Source organism: Microcoleus sp. Z1_B2, assembly GCF_036700325.1.
Lineage (GTDB): Bacteria > Cyanobacteriota > Cyanobacteriia > Cyanobacteriales > Microcoleaceae > Microcoleus.
On the sequence record NZ_JAUBOQ010000008.1, the window covers coordinates 1 to 26,988 of the forward strand.

General features: G+C 44.9%; 26 protein-coding genes and 1 pseudogene. 12 read left to right on the top strand and 15 right to left on the bottom strand.

Annotation, left to right across the window (positions count from 1 at the left end):
• Window positions 1-351, top strand: a pseudogene (locus QT984_RS06255) (photosystem II q(b) protein); the annotation flags it as partial.
• Between the two features lie 136 nt (window positions 352-487).
• Here QT984_RS06255 and QT984_RS06260 read toward each other — a convergent pair.
• The 6 genes from QT984_RS06260 to QT984_RS06285 form a co-directional block, all read right to left on the bottom strand.
• Window positions 488-1,201 carry a DUF4276 family protein gene (locus QT984_RS06260; protein WP_333360166.1) on the bottom strand — a complete coding sequence of 238 codons (714 nt, stop codon included), beginning with the start codon at window positions 1,199-1,201 and terminating at the stop codon, window positions 488-490.
• Entirely contained in the window at window positions 1,201-2,508 is a 1,308-nt protein-coding gene (locus tag QT984_RS06265; RefSeq protein ID WP_333054561.1) for an AAA family ATPase, read from the bottom strand. Before QT984_RS06265 ends, QT984_RS06260 begins: the two co-directional genes overlap by 1 nt.
• Window positions 2,509-2,615: 107 nt before the next feature.
• On the bottom strand, window positions 2,616-3,869 hold the full coding sequence (gene fabF, locus QT984_RS06270) for a beta-ketoacyl-ACP synthase II (protein ID WP_333373540.1): 1,254 nt from the start codon (window positions 3,867-3,869) through the stop codon (window positions 2,616-2,618).
• A 97-nt stretch (window positions 3,870-3,966) separates the two neighbouring features.
• Window positions 3,967-4,221, bottom strand: coding sequence for an acyl carrier protein (acpP, locus tag QT984_RS06275; RefSeq protein ID WP_333054563.1), 255 nt, complete (start codon window positions 4,219-4,221; stop codon window positions 3,967-3,969).
• A 926-nt stretch (window positions 4,222-5,147) separates the two neighbouring features.
• Window positions 5,148-5,726, bottom strand: coding sequence for a hypothetical protein (locus tag QT984_RS06280; protein ID WP_333373543.1), 579 nt, complete (start codon window positions 5,724-5,726; stop codon window positions 5,148-5,150).
• 52 nt (window positions 5,727-5,778) lie between these two features.
• Window positions 5,779-5,991: a hypothetical protein gene (locus QT984_RS06285; protein ID WP_333274038.1), complete on the bottom strand. Its 213-nt coding sequence runs from the start codon at window positions 5,989-5,991 to the stop codon at window positions 5,779-5,781.
• 196 nt (window positions 5,992-6,187) lie between these two features.
• On the opposite strand from QT984_RS06285, the gene QT984_RS06290 reads away from it, so the two are divergent.
• The 4 genes from QT984_RS06290 to glmS all read left to right on the top strand — a co-directional run bounded on the left by QT984_RS06290 (window position 6,188) and on the right by glmS (window position 10,055).
• Entirely contained in the window at window positions 6,188-6,379 is a 192-nt protein-coding gene (locus QT984_RS06290) for a hypothetical protein (protein ID WP_333054566.1), read from the top strand.
• A 174-nt stretch (window positions 6,380-6,553) separates the two neighbouring features.
• Window positions 6,554-7,459: a CoB--CoM heterodisulfide reductase iron-sulfur subunit B family protein gene (locus QT984_RS06295; RefSeq protein ID WP_333054567.1), complete on the top strand. Its 906-nt coding sequence runs from the start codon at window positions 6,554-6,556 to the stop codon at window positions 7,457-7,459.
• Window positions 7,460-7,728: 269 nt separating this feature from the next.
• Window positions 7,729-7,974, top strand: coding sequence for a photosystem I iron-sulfur center protein PsaC (gene psaC, locus QT984_RS06300; RefSeq protein WP_015175986.1), 246 nt, complete (start codon window positions 7,729-7,731; stop codon window positions 7,972-7,974).
• 158 nt (window positions 7,975-8,132) lie between these two features.
• Window positions 8,133-10,055, top strand: a complete 1,923-nt coding sequence (gene glmS / locus QT984_RS06305) for a glutamine--fructose-6-phosphate transaminase (isomerizing) (RefSeq protein WP_333054568.1) — start codon at window positions 8,133-8,135, stop codon at window positions 10,053-10,055.
• A gap of 132 nt (window positions 10,056-10,187) precedes the next feature.
• On the opposite strand, the gene QT984_RS06310 is transcribed toward glmS, so the two are convergent.
• The 3 genes from QT984_RS06310 to QT984_RS06320 all read right to left on the bottom strand — a co-directional run bounded on the left by QT984_RS06310 (window position 10,188) and on the right by QT984_RS06320 (window position 12,994).
• On the bottom strand, window positions 10,188-11,723 hold the full coding sequence (locus tag QT984_RS06310; RefSeq protein ID WP_333373547.1) for an O-antigen ligase family protein: 1,536 nt from the start codon (window positions 11,721-11,723) through the stop codon (window positions 10,188-10,190).
• 43 nt (window positions 11,724-11,766) lie between these two features.
• Window positions 11,767-12,612, bottom strand: a complete 846-nt coding sequence (locus QT984_RS06315; protein WP_333054570.1) for a YaaW family protein — start codon at window positions 12,610-12,612, stop codon at window positions 11,767-11,769.
• Between the two features lie 259 nt (window positions 12,613-12,871).
• Window positions 12,872-12,994 carry a hypothetical protein gene (locus QT984_RS06320; RefSeq protein WP_333054571.1) on the bottom strand — a complete coding sequence of 41 codons (123 nt, stop codon included), beginning with the start codon at window positions 12,992-12,994 and terminating at the stop codon, window positions 12,872-12,874.
• A 101-nt stretch (window positions 12,995-13,095) separates the two neighbouring features.
• Between QT984_RS06320 and QT984_RS06325 the strand changes: the two genes are divergently transcribed.
• Together QT984_RS06325 and QT984_RS06330 are read left to right on the top strand one after the other, a co-directional pair.
• Complete coding sequence (locus QT984_RS06325) at window positions 13,096-13,848, top strand: class I SAM-dependent methyltransferase (RefSeq protein ID WP_333054572.1); 753 nt, start codon at window positions 13,096-13,098, stop codon at window positions 13,846-13,848.
• A gap of 64 nt (window positions 13,849-13,912) precedes the next feature.
• On the top strand, window positions 13,913-14,980 hold the full coding sequence (locus QT984_RS06330) for an FAD-dependent oxidoreductase (protein ID WP_333054573.1): 1,068 nt from the start codon (window positions 13,913-13,915) through the stop codon (window positions 14,978-14,980).
• 515 nt (window positions 14,981-15,495) lie between these two features.
• Here the strand turns inward: QT984_RS06330 and QT984_RS06335 are convergent.
• Together QT984_RS06335 and QT984_RS06340 are read right to left on the bottom strand one after the other, a co-directional pair.
• Entirely contained in the window at window positions 15,496-16,431 is a 936-nt protein-coding gene (locus tag QT984_RS06335; protein WP_333054574.1) for a polysaccharide deacetylase family protein, read from the bottom strand.
• A 493-nt stretch (window positions 16,432-16,924) separates the two neighbouring features.
• Complete coding sequence (locus tag QT984_RS06340) at window positions 16,925-18,541, bottom strand: bifunctional pantoate--beta-alanine ligase/(d)CMP kinase (RefSeq protein WP_333211377.1); 1,617 nt, start codon at window positions 18,539-18,541, stop codon at window positions 16,925-16,927.
• 184 nt (window positions 18,542-18,725) lie between these two features.
• On the opposite strand from QT984_RS06340, the gene QT984_RS06345 reads away from it, so the two are divergent.
• The gene (locus tag QT984_RS06345; protein ID WP_333246377.1) at window positions 18,726-18,857 is read left to right on the top strand and encodes a hypothetical protein; all 132 of its coding nucleotides are present in this window, start codon (window positions 18,726-18,728) and stop codon (window positions 18,855-18,857) included.
• 8 nt (window positions 18,858-18,865) lie between these two features.
• On the opposite strand, the gene QT984_RS06350 is transcribed toward QT984_RS06345, so the two are convergent.
• The gene (locus QT984_RS06350) at window positions 18,866-19,966 is read right to left on the bottom strand and encodes a septal ring lytic transglycosylase RlpA family protein (protein WP_333211375.1); all 1,101 of its coding nucleotides are present in this window, start codon (window positions 19,964-19,966) and stop codon (window positions 18,866-18,868) included.
• A 470-nt stretch (window positions 19,967-20,436) separates the two neighbouring features.
• On the opposite strand from QT984_RS06350, the gene purM reads away from it, so the two are divergent.
• Window positions 20,437-21,462 (top strand): phosphoribosylformylglycinamidine cyclo-ligase, encoded by a 1,026-nt coding sequence (gene purM / locus QT984_RS06355; RefSeq protein ID WP_333373553.1) that lies wholly within the window; start codon window positions 20,437-20,439, stop codon window positions 21,460-21,462.
• A gap of 411 nt (window positions 21,463-21,873) precedes the next feature.
• Here the strand turns inward: purM and QT984_RS06360 are convergent, their stop codons facing one another.
• Complete coding sequence (locus tag QT984_RS06360; protein ID WP_333373556.1) at window positions 21,874-22,659, bottom strand: pentapeptide repeat-containing protein; 786 nt, start codon at window positions 22,657-22,659, stop codon at window positions 21,874-21,876.
• 258 nt (window positions 22,660-22,917) lie between these two features.
• Between QT984_RS06360 and QT984_RS06365 the strand changes: the two genes are divergently transcribed.
• The 3 genes from QT984_RS06365 (at window position 22,918) to QT984_RS06375 (ending at window position 25,464) form a co-directional block, all read left to right on the top strand.
• A complete protein-coding gene (locus QT984_RS06365) occupies window positions 22,918-23,331 on the top strand; it encodes a hypothetical protein (RefSeq protein WP_333054579.1) in 414 nt (137 codons plus the stop codon).
• 116 nt (window positions 23,332-23,447) lie between these two features.
• A complete protein-coding gene (locus tag QT984_RS06370; RefSeq protein WP_333054580.1) occupies window positions 23,448-24,473 on the top strand; it encodes a hypothetical protein in 1,026 nt (341 codons plus the stop codon).
• A 61-nt stretch (window positions 24,474-24,534) separates the two neighbouring features.
• Window positions 24,535-25,464 carry a type IV pilin-like G/H family protein gene (locus QT984_RS06375; RefSeq protein WP_333054581.1) on the top strand — a complete coding sequence of 310 codons (930 nt, stop codon included), beginning with the start codon at window positions 24,535-24,537 and terminating at the stop codon, window positions 25,462-25,464.
• Between the two features lie 43 nt (window positions 25,465-25,507).
• Here QT984_RS06375 and QT984_RS06380 read toward each other — a convergent pair whose 3' ends face one another.
• Window positions 25,508-25,906, bottom strand: a complete 399-nt coding sequence (locus QT984_RS06380) for a hypothetical protein (RefSeq protein ID WP_333054582.1) — start codon at window positions 25,904-25,906, stop codon at window positions 25,508-25,510.
• A gap of 418 nt (window positions 25,907-26,324) precedes the next feature.
• Window positions 26,325-26,984, bottom strand: coding sequence for a Uma2 family endonuclease (locus QT984_RS06385; protein ID WP_333054583.1), 660 nt, complete (start codon window positions 26,982-26,984; stop codon window positions 26,325-26,327).
• Window positions 26,985-26,988: the final 4 nt, after the last annotated feature.

Genomic DNA, 26,988 nt, shown 5'->3' on the forward strand with positions numbered 1-26,988 from the left:
ACCTACAACATCGTTGCAGCCCACGGCTACTTCGGTCGTTTGATTTTCCAATACGCTTCTTTCAACAACAGCCGTTCTTTGCACTTCTTGTTAGGTGCATGGCCAGTAGTAGGCATCTGGTTTACCGCTTTGGGTATCTCCACGATGGCTTTCAACTTGAACGGTTTCAACTTCAACCAATCGATTATCGACTCTCAAGGTCGTGTCATCAATACTTGGGCTGATGTCATCAACCGCGCTAACTTGGGTATGGAAGTAATGCACGAGCGCAATGCTCACAACTTCCCGCTTGATTTGGCTGCTAGTGAAGTCACTCCAGTAGCTTTGGTTGCTCCTTCCATCAATGGCTAAGTTTTAGTCTGAGATTGACAAAAAGCGCTCCTAGAAATAGGGGCGCTTTTTGTTTTGGGGAAAATCTAATTTAACACTACTAATGCTTTGCAAAAGTTGGCTTACAGTTTACTTAAATAAATTTTTATCTGACCCTTTATGGACAACGACAAAAATTATTGAGATAGTTATAGAGTTCGCGAAATAAGGGACATTTTTTCTGGACTTCATTTGGATCGATTTCCCTCAATAGCAAAGGAGTATGATCTCCTTTAGAAAAGCGTGCTTTATCGCGATCGAGTTCATCTTGAACACTTGACTCAATTAAATATTCTGATAGTTTTTCTCGACAGCAATCTTTTTCAGCATCGTATTCACTAAATGCTTCTGGATTCTCAAAAGAAACTTTTCTTTGTGTACTTAGCCACCAACGCATCCGTTCATGTCTTTTGCCTCGACGAAAATCTGAATGTTTAGCTATTGAATTATTCCAATCAGCAATAATCCAAGCTTCGATTTCCGGCGCGGCAAACCCAACAAATTTTTCGATGTCAGCACATTCGGGTATTTTTGATAACTCTACCAATATTTTTGATTTTTGTGTCTGAGAATCGCGACAATCCAAATCGTCAAAAACTAAAATCAAGTCGCATTTATTTGCTTCCGCTTTTAAGGCGATCGGTAATTCTTGCTTTATTTGCTCGATTAAGCTTTGACCTGTTCTTCCATAACTACCTGCTTTATTAGCTTTAGGGCCGGGTTTTTGGCGAACTGGTGTTTTTCGTTCAAATCTACAGCCCGGAAAAGTTTTTTCTAAAAAAGGAAAGAATCCTCTAACCTCAGCCTCACCGCCACCAGAGAAAACCCACACTACCACGGCCATCCTCCAATACTTGGATCGCCAACACGGTATAAGTCGCCCAATTGCCATCCCTCTTCAAGTTTTGGCTTCAGCAGTTCTTTTGAAAGAGATTTGACTGAGAAATACGTTCTGTTTTCGGGATAAAAACAAAGAACATTCTCTAAACGATCGGTAAAGTGATCTAAAAGGTCGGGACTATGTGTGGTAATAATTATCTGAGTTCTGGTGGCAGCTTTTTTAATCCACTCAGCTAAAATTGGCATCCACGAGACGTGCAATCCTAATTCAGGTTCATCAATGACTATCAAAGAAGGAAGAAGTGGAGAATGTAATATAGTTGCCCAACAAAGCATCCTGACAGTTCCATCCGACATTTCATTTAGGTAGAATGCTTCATCATCAATACCTTCAAAATACCATTCTACAGTGAGAGATAGGCGACCCGAAGGTAAAGCTCTAAGGCGACGAGTTTTTGGCAGGATGGACTTCATTGCCTCGTTAATGCTATCTTCAAAATTGATAGATTTTTGGTTTAAATTGTACAATACTAAAGGCAGATTATCTCCCGATGCAGATAAGTAAATATCACTGCCACCTATTTTAGGTTCGGCGGTTCTGATTGAATTCAAATTCATGTTATTGGCATTATAAAATTGCCATTTTGAAATAAATTCAATTAATTCTCTTCTAATTTTGTAAATAGGTGTAGTTTCTGGTGGTAATAGACTATTTTCAAGCAGTGTCGGAATTGTCAACAAACCAAAAGAATTGGTAGGAATGTTATCTAAAGGTTCAAACTGAGTTGGCTCTTGACCGAGAGACTTGTAAACAGATAAAACTCCTTGCCCTAATTCTCTGTTATGCAATTTATAGTAATAGAAAGGTTGCCTGCTGGAAGTTTCCTGCAAATCTTCTCCGCCATATAGATATTCTTCAGAGATGCTCGCCCTTACTTTTTGTCTATCGGTATAAAGTTTGAAATCAAGAATTGCGCTGTCTTTTTGAAGATTACCAGTGTGGTTAATTTGCGAAAAACAGCAAGCTATACTGACCTTTGCTGGACTTTCAACATTGACATCTAAAATTCTACCACCACCAATTTTAGAAACAGCATCCTCAAAACTACTCACGTCCCGATTTGCGTCAGGAATAGCTATTAGGCAATCTTTTAAAAATTTTAAACAACTGATGAAATTGCTTTTGCCTGAACCGTTTGAGCCGATAAATATATTAAGGTTGTTTAAATTTACAGATGGATCTAAGTGCAGATTTTTATAATTCTTTGTTGTCAAAAATCGAATAATTGGTTGATTCATACGATCGCTCCGGTTATACTTCAGAAAGTTAGGGCAGGCAAGATGCCTACCCTACAAAGGTAAAAAATTAATTTTTTACCTTTTAACTCTCGATTTTGGATTAGCCGTTACTGAACAAACTTCTTGAATGCCAGAGTCACGTTGTGGCCGCCAAATCCAAAAGAATTCGACAGCGCCACATCAACTTTTAGATCGCGGCTTGTATGAGGAACATAGTCCAAATCGCACTCAGGATCGGGATTTTCCAGATTAATTGTCGGCGCGATTTTGTCATTGGCGATCGACATTACCGTCGCCACCGCCTCAATTCCCCCAGAACCGCCCAAAAGATGACCGGTCATTGACTTGGTAGAACTAATTGCTACTTTGTAAGCATGGTCTCCCAAAGTCTTTTTAATCGCCTTGGTTTCCGTAGAATCGTTGGGAAGCGTGCTTGTGCCGTGAGCGTTGATATAGCTCACCATATCCGGCGTCAAACCCCCATCCTTGAGCGCTAAAGCCATGGCCCGCGACGCACCCTCTCCCCCCGGTACCGGAGAAGTCATGTGATACGCATCGCAAGTTAAACCGTAGCCGACGATTTCTGCGTAAATCTTCGCGCCACGCGCCAGAGCGTGTTCCATTTCTTCTAGAATCAGAATGCCAGCACCTTCGCCGACGACAAAACCATCACGATCGCGATCGAACGGACGGCAAGCATGAGTCGGGTCATCGTTGCGAGTCGAAAGCGCCCTCGCCGCAGCAAAACCCGCCACGCACAAAGGTGTCACCGCAGCTTCCGTACCGCCGCAAATCATGGCTTGGGCGTAACCCGCCTGAACTAGGCGAAACGCATCGCCCACGGCATTGGAGCCGGCAGCGCAGGCCGTCACCGTGCAAGAGTTGGGCCCTTTAGCGCCCGTGTGAATCGCCGTCAGGCCCGCGGCCATATTCGCAATCATCATGGGAATCATAAACGGGCTGCATCGATCGGGGCCGCGATTCAGATAAATCTCTTGCTGGTCTTCCAAAACCTTCAGGCCGCCAATGCCAGTGCCAAGAATGACACCCACCTGTTCTGCGTTCAGGTCGTTAATCTCAAACTTCGCATCAGCAAGAGCTTGTTTGCTGGCTGACACCCCAAATTGAGCAAAGCGATCCATGCGCTTTGCTTCCTTGCGCTCTAAATAGTCGTGTGGGTCGTAACCCTTCACCTCTGCGGCAAAGCGGCAGTCGTGCCGCGACGGGTCGAATAAGGTGATCGGGCCTATACCATTCTTCCCGGCAAGCAACCCGTCCCAATATTCGGACAAGGTATTGCCGATCGGTGTAATCGCGCCGAGACCCGTGATAACAACGCGCTTACGCTCTAAATTTGTCATGATTTCAGTTTCAAAAAATTAAACACCCAGAACGCAGAACTAAAGAGGAGTTTCCAGTTTTATAACTTCTCTCCTCTTAGGGGAAAAAACAGGTATTTTATGCTTTTGGAGCTGCAAGTTGGCTGCTGATGTAATCTACACAAGCTTGAACCGTAGTAATTCCTTCGGCTGCTTCGTCGGGAATTTCAATATCAAACTCTTCTTCCAAGGCCATTACCAGCTCTACTGTATCTAAGGAATCTGCTCCTAAATCGTTAGCAAAGTTGGCTTCGGGCTTGACTTCGCTCAGCTCGACTTCCAGTTGCTCTTTCACAATTTTCTGGACTCTAGTAAAAATGTCGTCTTGGCTCATAACATCGTGTCCTCATTGGTTGCTGCGTATCTAATCTTATCCGAAAGGGGGATCTGCAGGACAAAGGCTGGCCGCTTTTCTAAGTGACACGGGCCAGGGACAATTGGGACACGGACGATCGCAGCAACTCTAGGACTGTTATGGGGTGGCGATCGCTATTTGAATAGTTCTGGAGGCATAAACTCTATCTGGCGGTGCACACCGTACCTTACCGCTACCAATAGTGTTGCAAAGCAATTTTTGCGTCCCGGACTGATTGAATGACTATCTGCAAGAGATCATGCCCTAGTGACTGCTTGTCCCCTAGAAATTCTCAAAAGCAACGCCCAAACGCATACGATCCGTCTTGCTTTCCTACTTGCGCTCGCACTCAGATAACCTCAACGGACTCAATGGAAGTATCGCATCTGTACATCGCATCTGTACAACGATGGAGTTTGCCTACGCTGCGTTCCCGACAAACACAAACCACCTCTTAGCCCCTATTTAGCGCCTGCTGCACCATGTACTCCCCGAGTTTCCCGGATGCGCCTACGATAAAAACCTACACATAACGGCTGAATTGAGCGGCAAACGAGCGCCTCGATCTCAACACCAAAATATCACTTTTGTCAGAGCCAAGGATATGTTATACACCCATCACTTCACAATTACTTATGTTTCGCGATCGCCCATAGCTTCTCTGGACTCAACAACGGAGCCAACCATCTTTGCTTTTGCTTAATCTCGGCTGAAAAACGACAAATTTAACAGGCGCGATCTGTTCCGCCTAACGGTGTGCTTGAGGGGCTGTCAAAACCATTGCATCTACACCACTGACTTTCCCCAGTCGGCTCCAAGCGAATTGTTAGAAAGCTTAACATCAACTCTACTTACAAGATCAGAGATTGCACTTTGTCCATCAATTGTGGATGATTCCCGTCATTTCATGGATTTTCAGGAAGAAGCGCCTCCATATATGGGGCAATATAATTGCGACCTTTTTCGATATAGTACTTTGTAAACAGAGATTCAAACTCCTGTTTTACTAATTGAAGTGCAGCATTCAAACGTGGGCGACCGTATACTAAAAACTGAGCCGTCGAATAGGCATAGTATTCTTTCTCTTTACCGACAATATTTTTCTTGAAGGCATCTTGGTAAAGCCCACGTCCCTCCTCAATCAATTGTTGAATGGATGAAGTAAAATGAATCGACTCTCCACTTGGGAAGTCGATTTTTTTATCTTGAATAAATCCAATCACCTTCTTCATGCATTCACGGGTTTGTTCAACTGATAAGCATCCCTCATATTTTCTTCTAAATCCCCATTGAGTGCAACCATTTGTAACTTCAAGAACTCGTAAAATTGCGAGGTTATCAAGCTCTTTTGAATCGATTTTCTGCAATTCATGAATATGATGCTCAATCCGTTTACTAAATCCGTGGAAATCAGTTTCAAAATACTCTTTGAGCTCTTCGATCATGGCTAACTGTTGCCAGTCGAACCTTATTGAGTTTAACATTATTGAATTCCCTCCAAATCATTCATGTTTAGGCAGTATGGGCGGCTAAGGACTACCTCATTCCGCTCAAAATTGTCATTTTTATCCTAGCCATACTCAAACGTTTTGAAATATCGATCGTAGCTTGCCCGATCATCAAAACTTCAAGAACGCCTTCTTGAAGTTTTGATTGAACTCCTCGGCAATACCTCTGTTGCCCTCGATATTTGTGAGGAGCTTTGTAAATTGTGACGGCTTGGGGGAATTGTGCTTGACCCGACTGCATGATTTGACATTTTGGGTGAGATGAAAGCAGTATCATAAACTACCGCTATGTCTGGAACCAGATGATTTTGCAACTACCGACAGCATTGAAGTACAATCGCACTGATAACCCAGCAAGCTAACGGTGTAGTTCAGCCACCTTGGCTTATTTACTCTTGAATCATAACACTCTAATGGGTCGGGTGTAACGATGTGTTATGCTCGATCGCCTAACAATTACTTATGCTAATGTGCTCGCCCTTCGCCTTTGCGAACTGGCAAACTTAGTAACTCATTTTTGCTTGCCCAGCAGCGATCGCAGATACATAACTTTGACGGTGCGATTGATTCCAGTGTCTAGACGAACCATCAGCGATGGGATTTTTCCAAAAGCGCCTTCAGCAAATTAGCGCGATCGCCCCGCCACCAACCTGAAAACTGCGTTTCATCTGTGCCTTAAAAGAGGGGGGCTTTCACGCTAGTTTTCTGTAAGGATATGGAGAGGAGAAACGAAGCAGGAAGCATCCCGACCTCCAGCGCTCTCGTTTCTTTTCCCTTGCCTTTTCTCCCCTGCAGAAACGATTATGCCATCCCCAAATCTCAAATATGCTTATTTTCCCGGTTGTGTCGCCCAAGGAGCCGCCCGCGAACTTTACCTGTCTACCCAAGCACTGACTCAAGCGTTGGGGATTGAACTGGTGGAACTAAAGAAAGCTTCCTGCTGCGGTTCTGGCACTTTCAAGGAAGATTCGCAGTTACTCGAAGATACTGTCAACGCCCGCAATATTGCTTTGGCTGAGGAACTTAATCTGCCTTTACTCACGCATTGCAGCACTTGTCAAGGGGTAATCGGTCATGTGGACGATCGCCTCAAGGAATCTCAGAAAACCGATCCCAACTACGTAGAAAAAGTCAACGGTTTACTGGAAAAACAAGGCTGTTCGCCTTATCAAGGCAGTACCGAGGTGAAACATCTGTTGTGGGCGATCGTGGCAGATTACGGGCTCGACGAGGTGCAGAAGCGTGTCACCCGCAAGCTGTCGGGTTTGAAGTGCGCGTCTTTTTACGGGTGCTACCTGCTGCGAGCTCAGGATAAGCTGCTTTACGATGACCCGCACCAACCGGAATCGATGGAAAATGTGTTTCGGGCGATCGGGGCAACTCCGGTTTACTATCGAGGGCGGACGCAGTGCTGCGGCTGGCCGTTGGCGAGTTATGCCACTAACCAATCTTTTCAGATGGCAGGCAAACATATTCAAGATGCTCTTGACAATGGCGCTGATTGTATGGTAACGCCTTGCCCGCTTTGTCATTTAAATTTGGATTCGCGACAGCCGGAGGTAGAAAAAGTAATCGGGCGCAAATTGGGTTTGCCGGTGCTGCATTTACCGCAATTGGTGGCTTTGGCTTTGGGTGTGGAACCGAAAAAACTAGGACTCGATCGACATATTGTTTCCACAAAGCCCGTGTTAGAAAAATTAGGCTTTTAGTCGATCGATTTGCACAGATTTGTAGTAAAGAAGTCCGTCCTTGATAACTCCCCTCTAACCACAGACTTGCTCAGTAGGAACCTACTTTGATAAGACTCTCCGCGTGAATAACTGTGAAGTTTTGTCGCTTTTTCGCGAAGTGCTTCCAGGCACTGCGGTAGACTAACCTTTAATTCTCTGTGCAGGCTATAGCGGTGGCACCTCGCCGTCAAATCTGTTCACTCGCAGAGGCAGCAAATTTTTAGTGACTCGTTGGGAGCCTTTATTCAATGTCTCATTCAGTCAAAATTTACGATACTTGCATCGGCTGCACTCAATGCGTCCGCGCTTGTCCGACTGACGTTTTGGAGATGGTGCCCTGGGATGGCTGCAAAGCAGCTCAGATTGCCTCATCTCCCCGCACCGAAGACTGTGTAGGCTGCAAGCGGTGCGAAACTGCTTGTCCCACCGATTTTCTGAGCATCCGGGTTTACCTGGGAGCAGAAACCACTCGCAGTATGGGTCTAGCCTACTAAATATCGATCGACACGCCGATCGAATTACGGGCACAAAAGAGGGGGCGATTAAATTGCCCCCTCTTTTTTGTCGCGGAATCTGCATTCGGGGCCGGAAGAAGGTAAAAATGATAAAACTTGAGTTTTATTGCGATCGCTAAGCAGGAGTAGTACGTTAAATGTGCGGAATCGTTGGCTATATCGGCACGCAAGCAGCAAGCGAGATTTTGCTAGCAGGATTGGAGAAACTAGAATACCGGGGCTACGATTCAGCGGGCCTCGCTACCATCTCCGAAGGAGAAATTACCTGCATCCGAGCAAAGGGCAAATTGCACAACCTCCGGGAAAAGTTAGCAGAGATAGACTCTCTGGCTCCCATCGGCATCGGACACACCCGCTGGGCAACTCACGGCAAACCAGAAGAATATAACGCTCACCCTCACCTAGATAATAGCGGGCGAATTGCGGTAGTTCAAAATGGAATTGTCGAAAATTATCGCGAGTTGCGGGAAGAATTGAAAGCGAAGGGACATAAATTTGTCTCCGATACCGATACAGAAGTTATCCCTCATTTAATAGCTGAATTTTTGAAAGAAGCAAGAAGGGAGAAGGAAGAAGAAAAAGATAAAAAAACAGAAAAGATTGCTGATTTATCGTTTTTGGAAACGGTTTTAAATGCGGTAAATAAATTAGAAGGAGCTTTTGCGATCGCCGTTATCTGTGCAGATTTTCCAGAGGAAATAATTGTCGCCAGACAGCAAGCTCCTTTGGTGATTGGGTTTGGTGCTGGTGAATTTTTCTGCGCTTCCGACACGCCGGCCTTAGTATCTCACACCCGCACTGTTTTGTCCTTAGAAAATGGCGAATTGGCAAGGCTAACTTCGATGGGAGTGGAAGTTTACAGCTTTGCAGGGGAAAGGCTGAAAAAAAGCCCGCGCATCCTTGGTTGGAGTCCGGTTTTAGTCGAAAAACAAGGCTTCAAACACTTCATGCACAAGGAGATTTATGAACAGCCCGCCGTAGTCCGAGCTTGTTTGGAGGCTTATTTAGACAGCGATTGGCAGCCAGGAAATCCGAACTCTCCCATCAATCTCAACTTGCCCAATGAACTTTGCGCCGATGTCGAACAAATTTCAATTCTCGCCTGCGGAACGAGCTGGCACGCCTCGCTAATTGGCAAATATTTGTTGGAACAATTAGCTAATATTCCGACTGCGGTGCAGTACGCTTCTGAGTACCGCTACGCACCGGCACCGCTGACAGCAAATACTTTAACTATTGGGGTAACTCAGTCGGGAGAAACGGCGGACACGCTGGCTGCTTTGGGGATGGAACAGCAGCGCCGCGCGGGTTTTACTGATAAATTCCGGGCGAGAATGTTAGGCATTACTAACAGAACCGAAAGTTCGATCGCCCACATGATGCCGCAGGTAATCAACACCCACGCCGGTATAGAAGTCGGCGTTGCTGCGACTAAAACTTTTGTCACTCAGTTGATGGCATTCTATTTCTTAGCTTTGGATTTGGCGCACCAGCGGCAAACAATCAGCACTGAGAGATTGGCAGAAATTATTACTGGTTTGCGCCAGTTGCCGGCAGAAATTGAGAAGTTTTTGGAGATTCAAGAACAGTATGTGGAGGAATTGTCCCACCAGTTTACAGACACCCAAGATTTTATCTTTTTGGGGCGGGGAATTAACTTTCCGATTGCTTTGGAAGGGGCGCTGAAACTGAAGGAAATTAGCTACATTCACGCCGAAGGATATCCGGCGGGAGAGATGAAACACGGCCCGATCGCCCTTTTGGATGCGAAAGTGCCTGTAGTGGCGATCGCCATGCCCGGAAGCGTCTACGAAAAGGTGCTTTCCAACGCTCAGGAAGCCAAGGCCCGCGACGCCCGTTTAATTGGCGTTACGCCGAAGCAAGGTGTGGCGGAAGCCGACATTTTTGACCACGTTTTGCCCGTGCCTTTGGTGGATGAATTGTTGTCACCGATTGTAACAGTGATTCCGCTGCAATTGTTGGCTTACCACATTGCAGCGCGTCGAGGTTTGGATGTGGATCAGCCACGAAATTTGGCGAAGTCGGTGACAGTGGAATAAAGGAAGTCATTAGTCAGTAGTCATTAGTCAGTAGTTGGTTATTGGTTGTTGGTTGTTCGTTCTAATAACCAATAACCTATGCCCGATGCCCGATGCCCGATGCCCAATGCCCAATGCCCAATGCCCTATTCCCTATTCCCTCTGGCTGACTCCGCAAATTGCGGCTAACAGCAACCAGCTTGTAGTATTGAGTCGGAAATCAAACAGCGTCACGTCTACAGTGTTAAAAAGCGTACAGGCGGCGAAGGCTAATAAATAACTGAAAAAAATTAGGCGATCGCCTGAATTTTCCTGTTGACAATTCACCAGATTCGTGCTGTGTAAAATAGAATTTTTCTCAGTTTCCTCTGCGTCTATTTTTTCCTGCTTAATATCCCCAGGAAAATGCGGCCAATTTGCCAGCAGCAAAACACCCCTAGCCAAAACCCAGCCAACTAAACCAAACAACAAAAGCGTTGCCGGTATTCCCGTTTCCGCAGTCAACATTAGTATCAAACTGTGAGGATGACCAAGCCATTCTTGCATCTGAGCTTGATAGAGAGGCGTAAAATTTCGCAATCCCCAACCAGTCCAAGGACGCTGCTGCGTCATCGACCAAGCAAATTGCCATTGAGTAGTTCTCAAAGTAGCTGTCGGCCGATTTGGGAACATCTCGTCGGTGAGTCTAGCCCAAAAGAAAGCAGGGACAATTCTTCGCAAATACTGCCGTAATGGTTCGGGGCCAAAGGCAGACAAAAAAACTGTGCTAGCCACACTAAAAACCGCAGCTAATATTTTTTTATAACCCGCATAAAATGCAAAAGCCAAAACTGCAAAAACTGCCAGCCCCCAGGCATTGCGAGAATTAGTAAAAATCAAAGCAACAGCATTTCCCACCACGGCCAAACTTAAAAATAGGAATCGGTAACTGGGAATCGGTAATTGGGAATTGGGAATTGGGAATTGGGAATTGGGAATTGGGAATTGGGAATTGGTAATTTGCAATTCATTAATTATTTCCTTCTGCCTTCTTCCCTCTGCCTTCTGCCTTCTGCCTTCTGCCTTCTGCCTTCTGCCTTCTTCCATCCACAGTCCCAGTGCTAAAATAAAAGCAATTGTCAGATAGCAAGCTAAAATATTAGCGTACATAAATACAGAAGCCATACGGCCGGGGGGATTGCCTTGGGGTTCGAGTACCCAGCCAAAAACAGGCTGCAATTGAGCGATGCCGCTCCAACCGAAAAATTGCTGTCCCAGGCCTAAAATTATCACTGGAATTGAACTAATTACAATCACCCAAGACAATTGCCGCAATTGAGGCAAAGTTTGAATTAAACTGCTGAAAACGGCAAACAATATAAAGAACGGCAAGAAATTGTATAACCCTACAAAAGCCTCGATACGGTTGTTAGCAAAAACCGCTGTGATGACTAGCAGCGCGCTCAGAATTGCGAATCCTCGATTCAACGGGCGGCGACTAATTTGACGGAACTTTTGCTTGCAAGTGCCGGCCAATCCCAGGAATAAACCTAAAGCTCCCAAAATCGGAATTAAGGGAAAAATCAGCATCCCCAATTGGGCGAAATTCCAAGGAATTTGCAGGCGGGGATCTGGATGTTTTTGGAGGCGAGACTTGAGATTTTCTGCTGTCTGTTTGGCCGCTAATTTCAACCGATTTTTGATATTCACCCACACTCCCAATCTCAAATCTAAAATCTACAATCTACCATCGTTAAGCTAGTTCCCAAACGCATTCCGATCGCGTTAATCGAATTTGAGCTAGGGCAAAAATGGTCGGGATAATGCGGCCGTAGTTCGTGGAAATCGATCGCCAACCCAAATCCGCGAAAAACCAAGTCCACATCACCGGGCCGAGAAACGAGAACACGCTGCGCGTCGCACCGTAACGAGCGGCACTCACAGCCATACCGCGCCGCGCCGTCTGAATTGCGACATAATTTTGAAACTGGGTTGCTGCAGTTGCAGTGCCTGCAAGCACTCCTTGTTTTGCCATTTGATAGGTGGCAAAATGCAGCGCAAATTGATTAGCCATTAGTTTGAGCAGCATTGGTTTTAAGATGGAACTAACAGCTAAAGCGCTGCCACCTTTGAACAGTAAACCCAGCGGGTCTTTTTCAGCAGAAATTGGCAGGGGTTCTGAGAGTTTAGAATCAACGATCGCTCGCTGTACGCGCAGTGTCAGCGCTTGCTGTTCGTCTGCTGGTAAACGCTTCCACGCGCGGCCCATTAAGTGCAGAAATACTTCTGCCTCTAAGTCGGTGGTTGACAACTGTCTGGGATAAGGGATTTTGAGATAGCGACAAACTTGAATTAGTGCTTGTCTGTAAGTTACTTGTTGGGTTCGCCCTCTGAGTACCGTCAACCCGTCGGCTGCAAGATAGCGAAACCGCTGTTCTACGGCGTCGAGCCATGCTTCGCGATCGCGACTTTGTACATCTATCGGTGCGGGGGTTTGCACGTAATCTAAAGGGTTAAACTTGCGGCTGAACAGAAGTTCTGTTAGTTGCTGCAATTCTTCTTCTGTTGTTAATTCTAGTGCTGCTCTGAGTTCGTCCAAAATTTTGCCCTCCCGTATACGATTTTAGATTTTAGATTTTAGATTTTAGATTTTAGATTGCTGCTGGTTGACAACCCGTGGGATTTAGGATTTACCTACAGTGGCATTTTTTATCGGGTCTTAATCATGGATTCGTGCTGTCCCTTATTCTACTACCGGGCGCAGGACGATCGGCAGGATTTGCACAGAAGATCCGACTGCTAGAAGCTATAACCTCAGCAGCTACATCGATCGGCGGACGCGCATCTCAATTTTACAGTCAAGTTTGGTGTCCCACCGATCCTAAAAATACAATTTGGATGCCCAACAGCAAACCCGGAACCCCTCGGTACGTCTGCAACCCCGCAGCTTGAGGAGTCAAACCGTCGCCATGAACGCCCACTATTTTATTCGCTATAAAGAAAAGAAAAATAATTTAGTGTAGTTCTGTTCAAAAATGTCAGTTAATCCTATAATGAGTTTGGTTTTTTTAGAACAAAGTAAATGATGTCTTCTTCTGTCGCACCGTCTTTTTTGCAGGGATATTGGCAAGATACTTTCAATCTCAAGCAGCATTTACAGGATTTTTTAAATTTAGATTTAGAAACAATTGAACAAGAGCTCGCTGTCGGTCAACAATCCCTAAAAGAAATAGGCCATCGGGATTTTGATTGGGAAAAAGCTAGCGAGTTTTATCGCGATCGAGTCGGCCAAGCTTACCTATTTGACCTCGGAGCTTGGCATATGTCCAATCAGGATTACATAGGAGGTACTTTAACATTAATATCAGATATGGCTGCCGGTCGAGTTTTAGATTTTGGCGGCGGTATTGGCACTCATGCTATTGCAGCAGCTCTTTGTCCTCAAGTAGAACAAGTAGTCTATTGCGATCTTAACCCCATAAATTGCAATTTTGTTCAAAGCCGAGCTGCTAAGTTAGGATTGAGTGAGAAAATTTCCTGTTGTCTGGAAGTATCGCCGACGGAAGTTTTCGATTCGATTATTTGTTTTGATGTAATGGAACATTTACTAAAGCCAAGTCAGCAATTGATGGATTTTCACAAAATGCTGGCTCCGTCAGGGAAGATTATCCTTAACTGGTATTTCTTTAAAGGTTTTAATCAAGAATTTCCTTTTCATTTAGAAGATAAGCAAGAGATGAACACATTTTTTACTAAACTTCAGTCTAATTTTATGGAGGTTTTTCATCCTCATTTAATCACCGCTCGTTGCTATCGCAAATTAACTGCAAGTTAAGAAATCATCTTAAGGCTTATTTCCTAGAAAAAGTCCGGTAAGTAATGTATCTGAAAGTCCCATTATGTTCGATGTTGCGGTGATTGGTGCGGGTATGGCGGGGCTGAGTTGCGCTCAACGGTTGCGTCAAGCTGGTTATTCTGTGGCTGTTGTTGAGAAATCTCGCGGGGCGGGGGGGCGTGTTGCTACCCGCCGCGTACAGGGTGCTAGGGCAGATCACGGGGCGCGGTATCTGGAACCGCAGGGGGATGCGGTGCAGGGGTTAATTGAGGTTTTGGTCGATCGCCACATCCTCAAACTCTGGACTGATACTGTCTGGGAATTCAGACAGGGAAAACTTTCTGCTATTCCTCGCTGTTGTTATGTCGCACCTGCGGGTATGAATGCTATCGGTAAGTATCTGGCCCAGGATTTAGAGATTTGGTTTGGCCGCCGCGTACAAGCTATTTCTACTACAGATAACCAAAGGTGGCGTCTTTCCCTAGAAGTCACTGACAGCAATTTAGAGATACCTCAAGAATTGATTGCTAAGGCTGTGGTTGTGGCAATTCCTGCACCTCAAGCTTTAATGTTTTTGAGTTCGGAAATCGGTTTTCAATCTGATTTTCTTGACAAATTGCGTTCTGTGGAGTACGAGCCTTGCATTACGGTTATGGCTGGCTATCCTGCGGCAAAACAGCAAGATTTAAGTAATCTAAATCTGCAGTGGAAATCTGTTTCTTTTCCCGATAATTCTGATTTAGCTTGGGTTGGTTTAGATAGCAGCAAACGGCTCGATCCGCGGCTGCCGGTGTTTGTGGTTCACAGCAGCGCAAATTTTGCCGATCGCCATCTAGAATCGGCCGATTTGCCAACAGTCGGTCAAGAATTGCTCGATCGCACTTCTGAATATTTAATCCCTTGGCTGAAACAGCCGGAATGGTTGCAGGTTCACCGCTGGCGCTATGCTTTTTGTCGAAATCCTTTGCCTGTTTCTTGTTTGGTGGCTGATGGGAATTTGCCACTGGTTTGTGCGGGGGATTTGTGCGGGGAAGGTCAAATAGAGGGTGCTTTGCGATCTGGTTGGGCGGCAGCTAATTGGGTGAATTCTCAGTTGCAGGATTTGCCGTTAGATTCAAGCCTAAATTGGTAATATGGCTACAATTAAGGTATCAATTTTGCCTCTAACGCTATGGCCATCCCGTCTGGGTTTAGCCCCGAAGATTACCTTGCCCTCGAACATGATAATACCGTCCGGCATGAATAACGGAGGTCAATCGATTTTCGATTTTCGATTTTCGATTTTCGATTGAAGCATTGACTTGCGCGAGATAAATACGTTCGGCAAGTTTCATCGGATACAGGTTTTTTATTTCTCCACGGATGAATCCGGGGGATTGTATCCTGGATGCTTTCGGTCAGGAAGAAGGAATAAGGAAGTTCGGCAACGGATTCGCTCGACGGATGTAACGGATGTCAGGAAGAAGGAAAAAGGAAGAGGGAAGAAGGAAGAAGGGAAATGCAATGATTTCAGCAGTCAAGAACGTCGCTGGTAATCGGCCGCAGTTACTACTTCTTCCTTCTTCGTTCCGCTAGAGTTCTGAAAAATTAATCTATCGACATACAAAAAAAGGGGGAAATGGTGTAAAATCCCACTTTTCCAAATTGTTACTTTTGTGCTGTTTCCTGTTGTTGTAAGTCTTGTTCTTGCATCTGCAATAACTCGGGAACTGTTACGAAACTGTACCCTTCATTTCTCAATCGAGCAATAATATCAGGCAAAGCTTTTACAGTTCTTGCTCGATTGCCGCCGCCGTCGTGCATCAGCACAATGCCGCCCGAATTTGCCTGCCTCATCACGTTGTCTATCAAAGATTCCGTAAGGGTGCGCCAATCAAAAGAATCAGCAGACCACATCACAACTGCATAATTTTTCTTTTGAGCATAAGCTGTCAATCCATTGTTTAAAATGCCTCCTGGCGGGCGGAACATCGATGTTTGGATGCCGGTCAAGTCCTCAATTAAGGATGAAGTGCGATCGATCTCGCGAGCGGCACCGTCTTCGTTATACTGAAGGTATTGATGGTTCCAAGTGTGATTGCCGATCGCGTGACCGGCGGCTGCGACCTGTTGGCCTATTTCGGGAGAATTTTTTAGGTATTTTCCTACCCAGAAGAATGTAGCCTTAATATTATTTTCCTTGAGAATATCTAGGATTTGTGTAGTTGTTTTCGGCCAGGGGCCGTCGTCAAATGTCAGGGCGATCGCCTTGCGCTGGGAGTCGAGTTTCGCGTGACGAAGGGTTGTACCTTGAAACTGATCCGGTACGGCTGATTGAAATCGGATTGCTTGCAATTGGGTTAGAGTATTTTGGGAAAATTCAACTCGACGGGCGATCGCCTCGGAGAACTTATTAATATTGGACATCGGCGGTTGTTCTGGCGACTGGGATACGGCCAAGACTTGCGCCTGAATCGGTTGCAATGGCTGATTGGCCCGCAAGTTAATCGGCCATGTCACACCCAGCAAAAAACTTCCTGTTGCTGCCATAAAAGCAACTATTAAAGTTTTTCGCCGCCTCCACAGCAGTTTCAATTTTGTCACGTCATTGTCTCCTTCACACCTTGTACAGTTAATTTGAGATTTTATGTTGGTATCAAGTTAATCCACTTAAGAGGATAATCTTAAATTGGACAGTCCGTAAAAATGCTACTGGAAATAACCGATCGTGGGGAAGTCCGCCCGGATAAAAAAATTTAAGATTTGTGTGCCAGAAATGCCCTAATCCATGAAAACGCGGGATGGGTGAACTTTTTCCCCAGCTAGGGGGACGGCGCTCAAATCGGATTAATGGCACGATATTCTTAGGGACTGGGCTGGCTTCGACCCGCGTCCCTACCTGACACTGCAAGTTGGTTTAACGTCAGATGTTGCACTATTGTCAATAAGCTTTTTAGGAACAGGCTTTTCGGCCTGTTCCACAAGAAAATCTAGTCTTTGTGGAACAGGCCGAAAAGCCTGTTAAGCGAGAATAGTGCAAGATGTGAGTTTAACCAAATTTGATATGAGGGCGATCGCCCGCCCGCCACTCCTAAAATTAATTTTTAGGGCCAGTTCTCTCTTTGTACAAGCCGACAATCCGATCAATAACTTCAGCAACAGTCAGATTGTCTGTTTGAATTTCCACAGCATCTGCCGCTTTACGCAAAGGTGCAACCTCGCGGGTGCTGTCTTTTTCGTCCCGCAAGGCGATGTCTTGTTCCAATTGGGCCAAGCTAATATTAGCCCGATCGCTATCTTTAAGTTCTAACAGCCGCCGGCGCGATCGCTCTTGTACCGAAGCCGTCAAAAAAATCTTCACTTCCGCATCGGGAAACACGTTAGTGCCGATATCGCGGCCTTCTGCTATAATTCCGCCTTTTGTGCCGCAGCGCCGCTGTTCCTCCAGCAGAAACTGCCGCACGGCGGGAATTGCCGCCATTTCCGAGACGCGGGATGTCACTTCCAAACTGCGAATTGCCTCGGTTACGTCTTCGCCGTTAATCTTCAACATCTTTGATGCGGGATCGAGGTTGTATTCTAAATAACTGGAACTGATTAATTCGGCGATCGCGCATTCGTCGGAAATCGGCGTGTCTGTTTTCAAGGCCAGCCAAGTCAGCGCCCGATACATCGCGCCGGTATCCAGATAAAACAAGTTTAAAGCTGTTGCTGCAAGGCGAGTTACGGTAGATTTGCCTGCTCCCGCCGGGCCGTCGATCGCCACAATGGGCCGGCGGTTCCTGAGAATTATATTGTCAATCAAACGAGTAGAGCCAACTCTGGCGGCCACGGCTAAAAGTCCGGCTGTTTCCACAACCTGCAAGGGCGTCAAAGTGTGGGGATCGACGAGTTCGGCGTATTCGAGCTTGACTGCGGGCTCTCCTGCGACTGCTGCGTGGGCTGCGGCGAGTGCTGCTGCTGCGGTGCGGTCGCCTGAAGAAAAAGTTTTCGAGGCTTGTTGCAGGGCGCGGTAGAGTACGGAGGCTTGCTGTTTTTGCTCTGCTGTTAAATACTGATTGCGAGAACTCATTGCCAGTCCCGACTCTTCGCGGACGATCGGACAAGCGACAATCTCTACAGGCAAGTTAAAATCAAAGACCAGCTTCCGAATAATTGCTAGCTGCTGGGCGTCTTTTTGACCGAAATAAGCTTTTGTCGGCTGCACCAAACTCAAAAGTTTAGTAACAATTGCCGCGACGCCTTGAAAATGACCGGGCCTTGCTTTGCCGCACAAAACAGATGTCATCGCCGGTGGCGGCACTACTTGAGTTAAGGATGAAAGGTGAATCTCTATCTGTTTTTGGGCGGTTTTCTCTGTTTCTGTGTGTGAAGCGAAGCTATCCCGTAGGGAATCGACTGCTTGATGGCCGAACATTTCCGTTGCTGAGGGAGCAAATATGGCATCAATCCCTGCTTGTTCGCACAACAGCCGGTCTTGCTCGAAATTCCGAGGATAATCTTGAAAATCTTCTGTCGGCCCAAATTGCAGCGGGTTGACAAAAATGCTGACCAGGGCGATCGCATTTTCTTGCCTGGCCCGCTGGATCAAGCTCAGATGTCCTGCGTGCAAAGCTCCCATCGTCGGCACTAAACCGACTGTCAAATGAGGTGCAGCAGACTTTTGTAAATTTAAGTAGCAGCGAAGTGCTGCAATGGTAGTAAACAGGCGCACCGGTAGAATCTCCTGAAGGCATTCGGCAGAATGCAGAGTTTATTTGTCAGAATTTGTTCGAGTTGACATCTGGCACCACCGTCAAGAACAGGCTTTTCGGCCTGTTCCACAAAGAATAGTGCAAGATGTCAGTTTTATCTCACATCTTGCACCCTTCTCAATTACTTGTTTAGGAACAGGCAAGATGCCTGTTCCACAAGAAAACTCATTCTTTGTGGAACGGGCATCTTGCCCGTTGTTGACAATGGTACAAGATGTCAGTTTTATTCTACTTTCTGCCTTCTACACTGCGGATAAGTTTTGTATTCTGCCTTAGACTACCGTTCAGCGTCCACCAGTTGTTTGCTGCGGCGGTTCGATCACTTCGATTTCCACTCTGGCTACGCCACTGCTGATCATTCCTAGCACGTTGGCGGCGCCGGCGGACAAGTCAATGAGCCGATCGCCCACATAGGGGCCGCGGTCATTAATGCGGACGACTACAGTGCGGCCGTTGTCGAGATTTCTCACCATGACTCTCGTTCCAAAAGGCAAATTTGGGTGGGCTGCGGTCATATCATTTTGGTTGAAACGTTCGCCGCTGGCGCTGAGGTTGCCGTCAAATCCCGGGCCGTACCAGGAAGCCCAGCCGCTAAGCCGCACTTGAACTGGGCCCAGAGACAGCACGGAGCGTTCTGGTTGGGGTTTGCCTGCGACTTCTTCCAGGGGTGGGGCGTTGCCCAGAAGTCGCCGGAGGCGATTGGTTGCTTGCAGGGCGTCTCGGCTAAAGTTGCTGGTGGTGTCGGGGAGGATGGTTTCGGCGTTGATCTTTACCAAGTCCTCGCCGTTTGCCTGGATAATGTAGCGATCGCCTTTTTCCCACTTAACGGTAATGCTGTTGGGATCGATGTTGTTGCGGGCTAGCTGATTGAGTCTTGCTGCTAAGCTTGATGCCCGCCAAACTGGATCGGGTTCTTGGTTGCTAGAGTTGCTGGCAATGTTTCCGACTTTGGGATTTTCTCTTGCGCCCGCTACTTTTGACGGACTGCTAGCACCGACTTGGCTGTTGCCAGTTTCTCCCAAAGGGGTGTTTGTTTCCGGATTGGCGTTCAGAAAGGTGATGACTGGAATGTTTCGCACGTAGACTGTCGCTGCTTGTCGCCCGCCTAAGTCGTGGGGCTGAATTTTGGCGATCGAGTCTCGGGCAATTTCAGCTCTTGCTTGATACTGATACTGTCCGACTTTTTGCGCTTCGACCCGAGTAGCGTTTAACTGCCGGGACGGTTGGGTGGCAATTACTTGCTCGGAAACCTGAGAGTTTTGGTTGTCGGCACCTGTGGCTTGTGCGTGACAAGAGGATGCCGTTCCTACCATAGGAACTAACAGGACAGCGAGTAGACCACCAACAAATTTTTCCTTCATACGTCCATTTTTGTGAATAGCCATTGCCAACCGAGATTGGAGGATTGGCCATTTGGCGGCGGGCGTCAAGGATTTCTCTCTTGCCCTTCGCCATTCCCCCGTGAGTCAAAGCAAAGTATCCGGGTGCGTTTTTGCTTTAATGCTTCCGCCCCAAAAAAATTGGCGCAAACTTCCCTGACACTTGACAACTCATACTCGATTCGCAATTTGTGTTTTGTTCACGAACTGCAACAGACTACCACAAACTTTTGTGCTTGGGGATCGCTGGGATCGCGATTTTCACCAAATCTTCATCAAATCTTCTCAAAACCCTCTATCATAAAATCCTTTAGTTCCAAGGCTTACAGCCGTTTCAGCCATTACGGAAAACTTTACAAAACTTTACAAAACTTTAGTGTATTTTGTGGGCTGCCGAATGGCTAGTCTTAAAAAAGCTGTTTGTCAACTGTTATGGGAATAAACTAAAAATTAGAAGAAATCGATTTGGCGGACTTATGGATTATCGAGAAGCAGGTGTGGATGTTGAGGCGGGCAGAGCTTTTGTCTCGCGCATCGGGAGTATGGTTAAGAGCACGCACCGATCGGGAGTTTTGGGCGGATTCGGCGGGTTTAGCGGGTTTTTCAGCGTCCCGGAGGGCTTAAAAGAGCCGATTATGGTTTCGGGTACTGACGGCGTTGGGACTAAGTTAAAATTGGCCCACAATCTCGATCGGCACGACACGGTAGGTATCGACTTGGTGGCGATGTGCGTCAACGACGTGCTGACATCCGGGGCCGAACCCCTCTTTTTTCTCGATTATTTAGCCACGGGAAAGTTAAATCCCGAACAATTAGCTGCGGTGGTGGCCGGCATTGCTGACGGTTGCAAGCAAGCGGGCTGTGCTTTACTCGGAGGAGAAACGGCAGAAATGCCCGGTTTTTACCAAGCGGGTGAGTACGATTTGGCCGGTTTTTGTGTGGGAATTGTCGAAAAGAGCAAATTGTTGGACGGTTCGCGGGTGCAGGTGGGAGATGTGGCTGTGGGGCTGGCAAGTTCGGGCGTGCACAGCAACGGTTTTAGTTTGGTGAGAAAAATTGCGGGCGATCTGGGTTTTGATTGGCATTCCCAACCCGAAAAGTTAGGTGGCAAAAGTTTAGGAGAAGTGCTGTTAACTCCGACTACAATTTATGTTAAACCAGTCCTCGAAGCAATTAAGAGCGGTCTAGAAATTCACGGCATGGCTCACATTACGGGCGGCGGTTTGCCGGAAAATTTGCCCCGCTGTTTGGGAGTTAATCAATCTGTGAAAATTGACAGCAATAGCTGGCCAAATTTGCCCATTTTCCAGTGGATTGCTGAAGCGGGCGAAGTTGCCCCAGCAGATATGTTCAATACTTTTAATATGGGGATTGGGTTTGTGCTGTTGCTCGATTCGAGGGAAGTAGAACAGGCTGTTAAATGGTTTGAGTCTCAGGGAATTGGTGCTTGGGCGATCGGGGAAGTGATTGAGGGGAAAGGAGAATTGATCATGGATAATTAGTAGGAATCAATCGCAGGGGGTGAAGATTGCTTGGCTTTGTTTTATGCGTTAACAGACAATCTCAACCTGCCTTCATCTGTGTATATCTGCGGTTAAATTTATAATTATGAAAGTAACCGCAGAGGACGCAGAGGACACAGAGGAAGAAAGAGAAAAAGGAATTCACAACAGATGACTCGTTGCTACAAATTTAAATGAAAGTGAAATAAGCTGTTGTGCCTTTAAATACGGTATAATTCAAAACTAATTCCGTGAATTAGTGTAAAATTTTACCCAGAAGGTTTAAATTAATTGAACAGCTATACTATTTATTACATCGACTATAAAATGAAGGATTGTTAATTGTTGAAGTGAGAAAATATCAAAAGCCAAGGTAATGTTTGTATCACAGTTTAAATAAAAAACACCTGATTAGGCTTGTACCTGACTCAAATTTTCCAAAAACTCCTGCACAACTAGATCGGGTTGTTCGCTGCATCGGGTAGCATCGTAATGTTTGACAAGACTGATGCCAGAATCTATGAAAAGCTGGCACATTTCATCTTCTGTTGCGTTTGGATGGGATGATCCACTGTCAATTTTCAGTATCCCTAGCTTGTTTTGGTGGAAGATCAGAAAGTCAGCTTCTTGGTTTTGTCTGCCTTCCGGTGTTGTGAGTCGGAGTCGGGAGTTGGGGATGAAGAGAGTGGAAGTGCGATCGAGTATTTCGGCAATTTTCACTTGTGCGTCGGAGTTAAGGCGAAAACCATTCCAGTTAATTTCGTTTTCTGAGCCAGATAATTCAGTTTCACTATCAGCATTTATTGTTTTATCTAAATCAGTTTGAACATAATCAGCTTCATTTAAGTTTGCGAATAATCTAGCTCCACTTAAGTTGGCTCCGCTCAGATTTGCACCGCTGAGGTTAACTTCGATCGTCAGATTTCGCTGTAGATTCACTTGAGTTCGCCGTAAGTATCGCTTTAAGACTGATTTGAGATTATCTTTTTTAACTTTTTCTTCTAGTGCTTTTGAAAGTAGTTTCCATAGTTTAGCACCAGCATCTTTGATATAATCATATTCATATTCTGTGCTGGCTGCAATTTCTTTATAAGACTGTCCTTCCCAGGATTGACGAAACACTATCTCTTGAATTTTGTTTAGGCGATCGTAGTTGAGGGCTGTTTCTGCGATCGCGATGGCTTCGTCAACGGTCATATGTTAAACTCCCCTCACACCTAAAACTCTCACACTATACCAGATTCTAGCGCCACAGTCCAGCCACTTGGTCGATCGACTTGGTTATTACTTTTATACTACTTTTCCAATACTTTTATATTACTTTTTTGACTCTTAAGACAGATGTGGATTTGATAATATGGAATGTAATCAACAGAAACAGTGTTTGTGTTGGAGTCTCATAGAATATCCCAGCCTCGATCAAATATTGCTGATAATTAATTAATAGGAAGCTTCATGTTAAGTAAAAAACTGCTAACATTCAGTTTAATTACCTTATCTTACATTGGTAGTGTAGGAGTATTGTCTACTTTAACTACTGGCTGTGACTTGATAAAACAAGATAAATCCCTGTCTGCAAGTAAAGCAGAAAAAATGGTTAATAAATGGAAATCTTCTCGAAGTGGAACAATTCAGATATTAGGAGTACGCGAAAATCCAGACAATACTGCTGTAGCTACATTACAGGCTTCCAATTTAATAGTTAAAACAGACTTTCTTGGCACAATAACGGAGAAAAACTTTTCGGGACCGGGCGAAGCTAAATTCTCGCGCTATACCGATGGAAGTTGGGCGCTCACAGGATTGGTTTTTGGAAATGATATATTGGATAGCTTTTGGTTTAAGGATCTCAATATAAAAGATGATTAGGTGAAACTTGGCAAAAAGCAAGGGTACTAGCTTGATATCGCTCTCAACAACATCAGGCTAGTTATTAGAAAGCAATGTGACTGAACAACAATTATTAGTAGAAGAGGAAATTATTAATGTCATCTGGTAGTAACGGTAGTGGTGGCGTACATTGGGTAGCAATAGGAGCGGTTGTTGCGGTTCTAGGCACAATTACTGGTTTTGGAGTCTTCCTTTTTGGAGATAAATTACTATGTAATTTGAAAGGCGTGAATATTGGCTTTCTGAAATGTGAGGAAGATGCTAAAGTTGTGACTCCAGCACCACCGTTCCCCCCCAAATTTCCTCCTTCATCTGAGCCTATTAAACAAGATATTATTCCTTCTTCATCACCGATATCCACTTCTTCTCCTGCGCCGGAGACTCCAGTCCCAGTTTCGCCATCGCCATCGCCAGTAAAATTATCTGCTGACGAGAAGCCCTGCACAGTAGAGCAAAATGGCAGTACCGTAAACCTTGGTTCTTTGGAACGTTCTTGCCCATTCGCTGGTAATGTTACTTCTAATAATCTAGAGAACCGTTACCGTTTTAAGATAGATAATCCCAGTAATATAAGCTTGTTTTTAGATGGTGTCAATAGCGAAGTAGAAATGTTTTTATATTCAGACAAAGATGGCACTGGAGTAATTCAATATCAACTTGAAAACACATCTGCTATTAAGTCAAGAACAGGAATAATCAAACAAGAATTGAATGTGGGTAGCTACATTATTGTTGTGAAAATGAAAGCTAGAGACACCCCATATTCACTTCAAATCATTAATAATACAAGTCAAATCCAAAATGTTGGTTATTTAGAAGAAAAAACCATCTCCAAAAATGGCAGTATTAGTTTAAATAATCGAGAGCAATTTTACAGTTTCCAACTAGCAAATCCTAGCAGCATTAGTCTGTCTTTGGGTGGCGTTAATAGCGAAGTGGAAATGGTTTTATATTCAGACAAGAATGGAACAGGAGTAATTCAATATCAACTTGAAAATATATCTGCTTCTAACTCAAAGCCAGGAATAATTAAAAGCAACTTAAGAGTAGGTAATTACATTGTTCTTGTGCGGTCAAAAGCTAGAGACACCAATTACACTCTTACTATGTCTGCTCCTTAGTTAATTCTTGAATTTCTCTTGAATCAGCAGTTTATGCTCTAGCTACCACAAAGTAATTACTATGACTAATCCTCAAAACAACTCTAATCTTGCGCCTTGGAAATGGGCTTTAATTGGTGCTGGCTCAACTTTAGTGTTAGGCTTAGCTGGCTTTGGATTATATAATTTACTAAATCCTAAAACTTCTTCAATTTCAACGTCAACGTCAACGTCAACATCTTTAGCTACTGCAACTCCTGAGATTTCTGTTGCTAAACAATTGATAGGTCAATGGCAAGGGCAAATTTCTGGTCAGTCTGTAACATTAATCTTTACGCAGGAAGGGAAGTTATTTATTTTGGAGACGCCTACTTCAGCTACCGAAATGGAGTATCAGACTAACGTAAATCCTCAACAAAAAGACCTGGATATATTAGTAGGAGGTAAAATTACCACGAGGACAATTTTTGATTTCACAGCGGATGGTAAGTTGCGTTTAGAATTAGATAATATAGGAGAATCTCGACCGACCTCTTTTAGTTCCAATGTAAAAACTTTTCAGAAAATATCTGAGCAAACGACACTTCCCGCTAATGTTCAAGTAGTTAATCTCCAAAATCAACAAAACAAGGCGAGACAGTCAGAAGCCAAACAGTATGTTAGTGCAATGAATAGAGCACAACAAGCTTTTTACGCTGAGTATGCCACTTTCTCATCTAGTATAGAAAAATTGGGAATAGGTATTAAGTCAGAAACAGAAAATTATTCGTATAGCATTGTCTTGAGTAATGATAATCGTTGGGTGCAAGCAATCGGTTTAGCCAAGAGAGATGGATTGAAAAACTATACAGGTATAGTTTCTTTAATTAAAAGCCCTAATGACGAATCTACATCTACGCAAGCTAGACTTTGCGAAAGCAATCAACCATCAAAAGAGCTTCCTGGAACACCAACAGCTACTAATTCTCCCGACATACAATGTCCTTCTGGTTATTCAGACGTGCTGCGGTGAAACTTGCTTCAAAATCAATAGCATATCCGCAATTGACTTAGTATCAACAGGCATTACGCACTCCGATCGAAGAAACCGGGTTTTTACCAAATCTGCGGGCTGTCACGAAGTATTTTCGTAAAAAACCCGGTTTCGGGGCTCCGGCGCGTCCAAGACTAATCACAAATAAAGTCATAGCTGCTTTCCTTCCCCCCTTCTTTTTCTCAACATTCTCTGACAAAGGGCGATCGAGCTTTTTGAAGTGCGATAGCTCCCACGTCCTATACCACATAAACAGTTCTTTGTCAACATAAACATATTTCCCCAAAACAGCCAGCGGCATCATCTCCCCGCTGCCAAGTAAATCAATTGAAACCCCATCTCTAATCAATATTTTAAACAATTCCTCGTCGTCTTTTATCAAACTAGCATCTAACTCAATAACTTGACCTTCTTCCCTCATTACCTCCAACAAATCAGAAGTAGATACCTGAAATATTTCCAGATTATTACACCGCGCAGTCCAGCAATTGCCGTAACTGCCCGTAGCTTCAATATCAGATATTGCCCATTGCTTTAATAGATAAGTTTTGTCTAAATACTCAATAATTTTTGCAACTCTCTATTCCAGTTTTTCTTCTGCTTCGCAGCAAAGGGTCACAGCCCATTTTTGACCGATATTATAGGTAATAGCCGACTTATCAGATTTCATAATGCTTCCGGGATTCTACTTGAATCTACTCGCTTAATTCGATCCTTATATCCTGTCGATCTCTGGCGATATCTCGGCCGGGGCGGGTTTTTGAGATTGTTAATTATTGGCAGGTATTGTTGGTGAACCCGCCCCTACAAGAACTAGGGTAAATTGGTCGAACATAATATTACTTAATCAAATTGTTCGAGGGCGATCGCTCTTCAGACTCAGATTCAAAATCCACGCGATCGTAAATATCACCCAACCGCATCTCAAACTCCACACAACTCAATCTCAACACCGCATCAGCACCATCATACTCAGACAAAACCCACTTATTATCATCCGTCTTAACAAACTGTTCGACGTGCATCTCGTATTGATCTATCAAAACATACTCTCGAAAAGTAGGAATCGTGCGAAAAAGTTTAAACTTGCCACCTCTGTCATAATCCGCCGTCGATTCCGATAAAACCTCAGCCACCATCACCGCATTAGTAATCGTATCTTTCCTACCCTCAGCAAACTCCAACTTCCCCGCCACCAACATCACATCAGGATAAGTATAAACCCGCTTCGACGGTATCCACAAACGCAAATCGTTTATAAATACTCGGTACGGTTGTCCTTTTGTAGCAAAATTCAGTGTGCCATAAAAATTGCCAGCTATTTGATTGTGATTTGGTGTTCCGCCTGTCATAGGGATTATCCTGCCATCCTGATATTCACTTCTAAATTCTGCCCCCTCTTCTAGCATTAAATACTCTTCTGGAGAGTAATAAATCTGTACTTTGTCCTCAACTTTGTCTTCAACTACTTCGGCGCGAATTTCTATTGATGTTGTCATAGTA